Source organism: Sodalis sp. (in: enterobacteria) (assembly GCF_047607725.1).
Classification (GTDB): Bacteria; Pseudomonadota; Gammaproteobacteria; order Enterobacterales; family Enterobacteriaceae; genus JBLKSS01.
Genome location: NZ_JBLKSS010000193.1, coordinates 1 through 6,668, shown reverse-complemented (window position 1 = coordinate 6,668; position 6,668 = coordinate 1). Strand labels below are relative to the sequence as shown.

Genomic DNA, 6,668 nt, shown 5'->3' with positions numbered 1-6,668 from the left:
CGCGGTCTGGAACCAGCGTTGCGGGCGCTTATAGAAGGCACTGGGCAGCCAGATGTTTTCCGCCTGTTTCCACACCATTTCCACGGCGGCAAAGCCGTGGCCAATGGCGTCCAGCAAGTAGAACAGCAGCGTTTCAAACTCCGGCAGGTCTGAAAACCATTCAGTCGCGGCGTCCGCCATCGCCTTTTCCTGCGCACTGGGATGACGCGGCGGCACAATGCGCCAGGTGAGCGGCATCACCGAACGGCGGCGCTTGCTCATCTCGGCAAAAAGATGGCCGTCGCGATCCTCCATATCAAAAAACAGGTCAGCCTGGCGCACCAGGTGCCCCTGCTCGGCCTCGCTCAGGATGTCATACACCCGGCGGATATCGATGCCCAGCGAAGGGTGCTCTGCCACCTGCTGGTAACGCAGATGGCGGTCATCAGCGGTCTGTGGCTGCGTCAGGGTGCGGCGGCGCAACAGCCGGCCATAAATATCGGTGAACATGCCCATTACCAGCCTCCACGGGAAAAGCCCAGCCGTCCGGAGTGACGGTCACCGGACAATGAGCGGTATTCGGTTTTCGGGCCGTGGCTCACGGCCAGAGTCCAGAGCATATGCAGCGCGTCCGAGCCGTCGTGGTCGGCGCGGGGAAAGTGGCGCAGCTGCTGTATCAGGGTGGTCTGGCTGGCGTGCAGCCGGATAAGCCCGTTTTCCATATGGGGCTGCAAGGTCTCGATACGCAACAGCTTATCGGCATGGGGGATAATGGCCTGCGCCGGCACCGGGTGGCCAGCTGTGCAGCGCGCTTAATCAGCTCGGTGCGCCGGAACTCCTGAAACTGCACCGCCTCAATGCCCCAGACCAGGCAGTGGTGTTCCTTTTGCAGGGCAATAATATTGCTGATAATGGCGTCCGGCAGCCGCTTGCGTATCTGCGCCTCCACCACATCCAGCACCGCCGGTGGCGCGATTAAAGCCGCCGACCAGCAGCGCTGACGGGTCACGGCTGGCCCCGGCCTTGCCGAGGCTGGGGTCGCAGGCCCCGTAGAATACCCACTCGTTAAGCCGGTTGACCCAGAAATGCAGGCAGTGGGTAAACAGCGCATCTTCACCGCTGACCGGGTCATTCTAGTACTCGGCGTCAAAGGTGGCGTGACCATCCCGGGCGCGGATATGCATCAGGGTCAGCAGCGGGCGGGCGGACCAGGATACTTCCGCGCCTTCCTCCATCTCGGTACGGTGTGACGTATAAAAATCCTGCGCCGAGTCCTCTCCCTGGTTACGCAATACTTGCTCCCAGGTCTCCTACAGGGACAGGTTCACCGGGCACTGGCGCAGGGCCTTAAACCGTGCCTGCCGCCACAACGGGTTATTCAGGGTGTGTGACAACACCGTGTCGTAATGCAGGATGGTGCCGATATAGACCACATAGAGTTTTGTGCCCGCGCCGCCCAGCGGCAGCACGGTTTTTCTCAGCCAGCTTTCCAGTTTGTCGCGCTGGTCAGGGTTGCGCACCTGCTCGTCGTTCTCAATATCATCCAGTATCACCAGGTCAGGACGGTACGGCCCGTGGCGCAAGCCGCGCAGCTTTTTACCGCTACCGGCCACCTGCACCTTGATATCGTTGCGCGTCAGGATGGTGCCCATCTGCCAGACGCGCCCCACACCGCAGGCTTCGGGGAAGTCGGCCAGCAACAGGGGGGTTAAATTCCAGCGCTGCCTTGATGGCTTCGAGCATCGGGTACGCCTGGTCGATGGAATCCATCACCACCAGGGCATAGTGCTTGATGCCCCGCACCAGATACCACAACACAAACAGCTGACTGACCAGCGTGACTTCACTTCCCCGCGCGGCGCTGCGATGGCGTCCTGCTCGCCTTTGGGACTGGCGACTATCTGTGGCAGGCGCTGAAACAGGTAGCAATGCAGTTCGCTGGGGTCGGCATGACTGATGATAGTGCGGAAAGTAGGTTTGCAAAAAATAGCGATACCCGTTCACCGGGTCAGCCACCTGTGAACGCCGCGCCGCCATGGCCTCGGCACCGGTATCAAAACCCATACATTCGGCCTCGATGGTGCGGCGCAGACTGGACGCCAGCGCGGCCAGCGAGTGCTGGAATTCACGGATGGAAAATTTCGCAGCCATATCTCGCTTTAAATCCCCTGTAAACGCGGTTTACACGCCATGATGACGCTCAGCCAGTACCGCATTGATGCGCGACACCAGGGTCTCGGCCACCGTGTCAACGCTGCCGGCGACACTCGCCAGGCACAAAAAATGCGCACCGCCGCCCAGACCGACAGACACATCCTCGCCGGTGACCCTGACGGCACTGACCTCTGCTGGGTCGAGGTACACACCCGGTAACAGCTTGACCAGTTGTTTCATGCCAGCGCCGCCTCTATCTGGGCCTTGATGCGTGTCGACGCCTGAAAGGGGGTTTCGCCATAGGCGGCATCCACGGTATGCACCGCGCCGTCGCGCAGCTTGACAAACGCCTCGCCGCCGTTGCTGACCCAGACCTTGGTGATTTCCCCCGCGATAACGGCCACGTCATCCCGGATTTCAACTAATTGATTAGCCATAATGTTTTTCCAGTACCGGCCCGAAAGCCTCAAGAATGTCAACAAACGCCGCCAGATGCCGGGGGTGTTTGTCCTGAATAAACGCCGAGAGCAGCTTCAGGGTCTCCATGGCGGTGGCCAGCTGGCTGGTCTCGGGCAGAATTTTTTTGCTGGCGGCAATCGACTTGCTCCACGCATCTGTTAAGCGTGCCAGCAGCTCAACCCGCTCTGATGCCGTCACTGTGTCAGCCAGGTTGACCTTTTCCAGCGTCTCCTGAAACTGTGCCATCAGGCTGGTCAGGATGGAGCGTGCGATATCTTCCGGTGCGCCGCTGGCCAGCAGATGGGCGCTGCGTATCACCTCCCAGTCATCGCCATTGTCCAGCGCCTCTTTTTTCCAGCGCCGGGCAGAATGCACGCTGACGCTGCACTGGATTGCCGCCAACTCCAGAGACAGGTTGCCGAACACATAGGCCCGGCGCAGCCCCTCGCGGGTGGCCTTGGGATGCGCCATTACACCCCCAGCCGCGCCCGAATCAGCGCCAGCCCGGTGGCGACCACGCCACCGGTCACTGCACCGGCGGTGGCCCCGGCCCGTGCGCCTTTCACCTGCAGGCGGTCAAGGCGGCGGTCGATACCGTCGAGCTGGGTACGAATGGTGCGCAGCTCTGCCAACACCGGCGACATCACATCCAGTGGTTCCATGAATAAGGCTCCTCGTTATTTGTCGGCCTTGCGGTCGAGCTTGTTATCAATACGTTGAATACTGTCCTTGATGTCCTGCATCATGCCGGTCATCAGCTGCAGGTCGCGCTGTGCATCCTCATGCCGCTGATAGTCCTGCCGTACCTGGGTCAGTTCATACTGCAGGCGTCGGAGTTCTTCACTGACGCTTTTAAGCCACAGGCCGCCGAGTGCCGATAGCAGGCTCAGGGCAATATTGAATGCCAGGTCAAGGCTCATCGCGCGGTCTCTCCTGTGCACTATAGAAAGCATTCAGCGCCTGTAGCTGTGCCTGCTGGGTCAGACACCAGGCCCCGTAGTCGCTGATGTGGTGCAGCAACGCCTCCGGGCCAACCCCCCTTACAGGGGCGGCGGCATGGGTGGCAGTACCAGCAGGTTGGCCGGCGGATGCGGACAGGGAAGCATTATCGTCGGCGGGGTAGCCGAGGGCGGCGTGGTAGCGCTGCAGCCCATCAGGCCCCAGACCGGTATAAGCAGCGCCATCATGAACCACCGCATGGGCAATACTCCTGTGTAACTGTTGGGTTTTCAGCGTCAGGGCGTGCTGTGTGGTCTCCAGCTGCGCGCTGAGCCGGTCATTGGCCCCCTGCAGCTGTTGCTGCCGGGCCAGGGCGGCTTCCAGCACCTGTTGTGTGGCCTGCGCCTGCTGGCGTTGCCGGGCTTCACACTCGGCCTGCCGGGGGGCGAGCGTTGCCCGGGCGACCAGGCGCGCCTGCTGAGCGCCGCGCCAGTAGCCTGCACCGCCAGCCAGACCGGCAACCAGCACAACTATCCACCACGGACGGCTGATGAATTTACTCAGTGCGAGTAACAGCGTCATCGCCTCCTCCCTGTTTACGGGCGCGCCGCCCGGCGCTAAAGCGCGCGCCGCCGCCATGGGTGACCCAGGAGCCGAGATAGACCCCGAGCGTCAGGTCGGTCTCCTGACGGCTCCAGGCAACAGCCCAGCAGCACCAGGGAGCTGACCAGAAACGCACCGACGATAATCACATCCGAGGTCGATAGCTGCCCCTCGGGATTGGTGACAAGCTCAGCCAGACGCGCCATCATGGGATAAGCTCACACAGATGGTCGCTCAGCGGCGCGAAGTCCCCCGCTACCCAGCGGGGCACCGAAAAGCCCGGACACAACTTGTTGGAAAATTCATTATGGCCGTGCAGAGTGGCCTCGGGCCACCGCAGACGCAGCGTCAGTACCTGAGTGCGCAGCACGGCACACTGCGTAGAAGTAAACTGATCGGTGCCCACCAGACAGAGACCCAGTGAATCGGCGTTATAGCCGCGCACATGGGCACCCACTTTTTCCATATCGCGCCCTGTCAGCAGCTGACCGTCAGCGTCAATCACCCAGTGGTAGCCAATGCTGCTCAACCCGTTATCATTGGCCGGAGCGTCACGGTGAAAACCGCGGGCCCGGTGCCAGCGGTCAATCACCTGGGCGGCGTTTTCGCCGTCTCGGCCCAGGACACGGCCATTGGGCGTGGCGGCGCAGTGAATGATGATGCGATGAATGGCGCGGGACATAAAAAAACCTCATGCAGAACATGAGGCTATTGTGGCGAAAGGCGGCCGGCGGTGCCGATGACGGGGGCGTAGAGGGTAATACTCAGAACAGGGTGGGTTGCTCGGGCGGCGGCCCCGCCTGACGCTGCCGCACCAGTTCGCGGGCGCGGGTAGCGGCGATGCCATAGCGCGGGCACAATAGCGTCAGGGCCATGGTGGTGGACTCCCCCTCAGCCAGCAGCCGGTCCAGCTCGGCCAGAAAGCAGCGGTTACGCCAGGCGCGCCACGTCTTGTCACAACGGGGGATATACAGCTCCTCGCCACCAAAATGGCGCATCAGCAGCGCCACCTGCGCCGGCGTCAGAACTTTCTGCAGCAGAGCAATTCGTCACTCCCCCGCGCCGCGCAACCCCTTGCCGATGCGAAACGGCACCCCGCCGAAATGACGGATAAGTGCCTCGGTGGCCGGAAAGCCTATCAGGCCGGCAATCTGCTGCACAGACTCTGGTAACAGCGCCTGCACCTCGGCGTAATCCGGCTGGAGCGACGGTTGCAACACAGCCTCCCGTGCCGTTTGGCATCCATAATCAGCATCTGCATCAGCTGGCGCACCTGCGCATCATCGAGCCATTCTACGGGCCTTTTTTCGCCTAGCATGCGCGCAACCATGTCATCGAGGTAGCCCCAGGGCCGCCCGGCGCTGGCCAGCAGCGCCTCAATCTTGCTGAGCATCCCCTGACGTCCCGCCGCCACACGCGGCTTGCGGCCATGTTTGGGTAACGTGGTAAAGCCCTGACCGCGCATATTAGCGCACCACGCGCGCCAGCTCGGCGGCAGTACAGTCCTTGGCGCTATTTTTACCGGTCTCGCGCAGCAGGACGCCGCGATAGGTCTCCTCATCCCAGCCGAGTTTATTTTTACCCGTATGCACAATTTTAATCAGATTTTTCATGAGCGTCATTCCGAAGGTTAACCGCATGAGGATGTTGTCCCGGCGAATGCATCCCCCTCTCATTGAAGAAAGGCACTGGGGGCAATAACCCCAGGGCGGTCAAGGCGCGCTTGCATTGGGCAAGCTGGTATTCGATTACTGACGCATAAGACTTGCCATCATCAGGAAATAATCGTTGCCAGGCGGCATGCGCTATCTTGACCTGGTGCAGGGCATCATCCAGCGCGTGATGCTTTTCACCGGCAAACGTGATGGCTCGCACATCCATTCTCGACAGCCGTACCAGCGTGCGCAGGTCGGCGACATCCCAGAATGACCAGGGGTAGCGGTCATTGCCCTGGTCGTCTTTTTGTGGGTCAACGCGGTCGAACCAGCTTTCCAGCAGGGCAATATCGAATACCGCGCCGTTACCCCAGGGCACGCGAGGTTTAGCGCAGTGGGTGGCAATGAAATGACGCAAGGCACGAGCGACGACGTCGGGACGCGCTTTACCGCTAAAGGCTTCGTGACACGCCTCATCACTTTGTTTTTGCCACCACAGCAGGGTGTCTTCCTCTGGCTCACCGTATTTGAGTGCGGCCTGATAATCGATACGCTCATAAAACGTATGTCCAACGTAAGCGCCCCGTTGCCGGCTCAAACATCACCGCCGCCACTGACAATATCGGGCAGCCGGCTTTTTTACTCAGCGTTTCGATATCGAGCATCACGTTATTCATGGGTCTATTCATCATTTTTCCTCAATGTGCAGATTCCGACGTATCCGATCATCTGTTCCGGCGACACCCGATCAGTTATTCCGATATTTTCCGATCACCCATTCCAGTGATATTCGATCACGTGTTCGCTCATCTTCTGACTCGGTTTTAGTCTATTTTTCCTGTGCTGGCTACTCCTTGCTCTTTGCGTAGTGATTCGCCT

At 60.6% G+C, this 6,668-nt stretch carries 14 protein-coding genes and 1 pseudogene; all 15 read right to left on the bottom strand.

Annotation, left to right across the window (positions count from 1 at the left end):
* A partial coding sequence (locus tag ACMX3H_RS15845; RefSeq protein ID WP_415211516.1) for a DUF935 family protein occupies positions 1–495 on the bottom strand: 495 nt, incomplete at its 3' end.
* Positions 495–2,130: pseudogene (gene terL, locus ACMX3H_RS15840) on the bottom strand (phage terminase large subunit). The gene ACMX3H_RS15845 and the pseudogene terL, both read right to left, overlap by 1 nt.
* A gap of 30 nt (positions 2,131–2,160) precedes the next feature.
* Positions 2,161–2,373, bottom strand: coding sequence for a hypothetical protein (locus tag ACMX3H_RS15835; protein WP_415211515.1), 213 nt, complete (start codon positions 2,371–2,373; stop codon positions 2,161–2,163).
* Entirely contained in the window at positions 2,370–2,570 is a 201-nt protein-coding gene (locus tag ACMX3H_RS15830; RefSeq protein ID WP_415211514.1) for a hypothetical protein, read from the bottom strand. Before ACMX3H_RS15830 ends, ACMX3H_RS15835 begins: the two co-directional genes overlap by 4 nt.
* Positions 2,563–3,063: a DUF1804 family protein gene (locus ACMX3H_RS15825; RefSeq protein ID WP_415211513.1), complete on the bottom strand. Its 501-nt coding sequence runs from the start codon at positions 3,061–3,063 to the stop codon at positions 2,563–2,565. Before ACMX3H_RS15825 ends, ACMX3H_RS15830 begins: the two co-directional genes overlap by 8 nt.
* On the bottom strand, positions 3,063–3,254 hold the full coding sequence (locus tag ACMX3H_RS15820) for a hypothetical protein (protein ID WP_415211512.1): 192 nt from the start codon (positions 3,252–3,254) through the stop codon (positions 3,063–3,065). Before ACMX3H_RS15820 ends, ACMX3H_RS15825 begins: the two co-directional genes overlap by 1 nt.
* 15 nt (positions 3,255–3,269) lie before the next feature.
* Positions 3,270–3,512: a hypothetical protein gene (locus tag ACMX3H_RS15815; RefSeq protein WP_415211511.1), complete on the bottom strand. Its 243-nt coding sequence runs from the start codon at positions 3,510–3,512 to the stop codon at positions 3,270–3,272.
* Positions 3,502–4,113: a hypothetical protein gene (locus ACMX3H_RS15810; protein WP_415211510.1), complete on the bottom strand. Its 612-nt coding sequence runs from the start codon at positions 4,111–4,113 to the stop codon at positions 3,502–3,504. The genes ACMX3H_RS15815 and ACMX3H_RS15810 overlap by 11 nt, the downstream gene beginning before the upstream one ends.
* Before the next feature lie 226 nt (positions 4,114–4,339).
* Positions 4,340–4,816 (bottom strand): N-acetylmuramoyl-L-alanine amidase, encoded by a 477-nt coding sequence (locus ACMX3H_RS15805; protein ID WP_415211509.1) that lies wholly within the window; start codon positions 4,814–4,816, stop codon positions 4,340–4,342.
* A gap of 82 nt (positions 4,817–4,898) precedes the next feature.
* Positions 4,899–5,144 carry a hypothetical protein gene (locus ACMX3H_RS15800; RefSeq protein ID WP_415211508.1) on the bottom strand — a complete coding sequence of 82 codons (246 nt, stop codon included), beginning with the start codon at positions 5,142–5,144 and terminating at the stop codon, positions 4,899–4,901.
* A 39-nt stretch (positions 5,145–5,183) separates the two neighbouring features.
* Positions 5,184–5,351, bottom strand: coding sequence for a hypothetical protein (locus ACMX3H_RS15795; RefSeq protein ID WP_415211517.1), 168 nt, complete (start codon positions 5,349–5,351; stop codon positions 5,184–5,186).
* Positions 5,273–5,599: a phage protein GemA/Gp16 family protein gene (locus ACMX3H_RS15790; RefSeq protein ID WP_415211507.1), complete on the bottom strand. Its 327-nt coding sequence runs from the start codon at positions 5,597–5,599 to the stop codon at positions 5,273–5,275. Before ACMX3H_RS15790 ends, ACMX3H_RS15795 begins: the two co-directional genes overlap by 79 nt.
* 1 nt (position 5,600) lies before the next feature.
* Positions 5,601–5,747, bottom strand: coding sequence for a phage protein GemA/Gp16 family protein (locus tag ACMX3H_RS15785; protein WP_415211506.1), 147 nt, complete (start codon positions 5,745–5,747; stop codon positions 5,601–5,603).
* Positions 5,731–6,387: a 3'-5' exonuclease gene (locus ACMX3H_RS15780; protein ID WP_415211505.1), complete on the bottom strand. Its 657-nt coding sequence runs from the start codon at positions 6,385–6,387 to the stop codon at positions 5,731–5,733. The genes ACMX3H_RS15785 and ACMX3H_RS15780 overlap by 17 nt, the downstream gene beginning before the upstream one ends.
* A complete protein-coding gene (locus ACMX3H_RS15775) occupies positions 6,344–6,454 on the bottom strand; it encodes a 3'-5' exoribonuclease domain-containing protein (protein ID WP_415211504.1) in 111 nt (36 codons plus the stop codon). The genes ACMX3H_RS15780 and ACMX3H_RS15775 overlap by 44 nt, the downstream gene beginning before the upstream one ends.
* Positions 6,455–6,668: the final 214 nt, after the last annotated feature.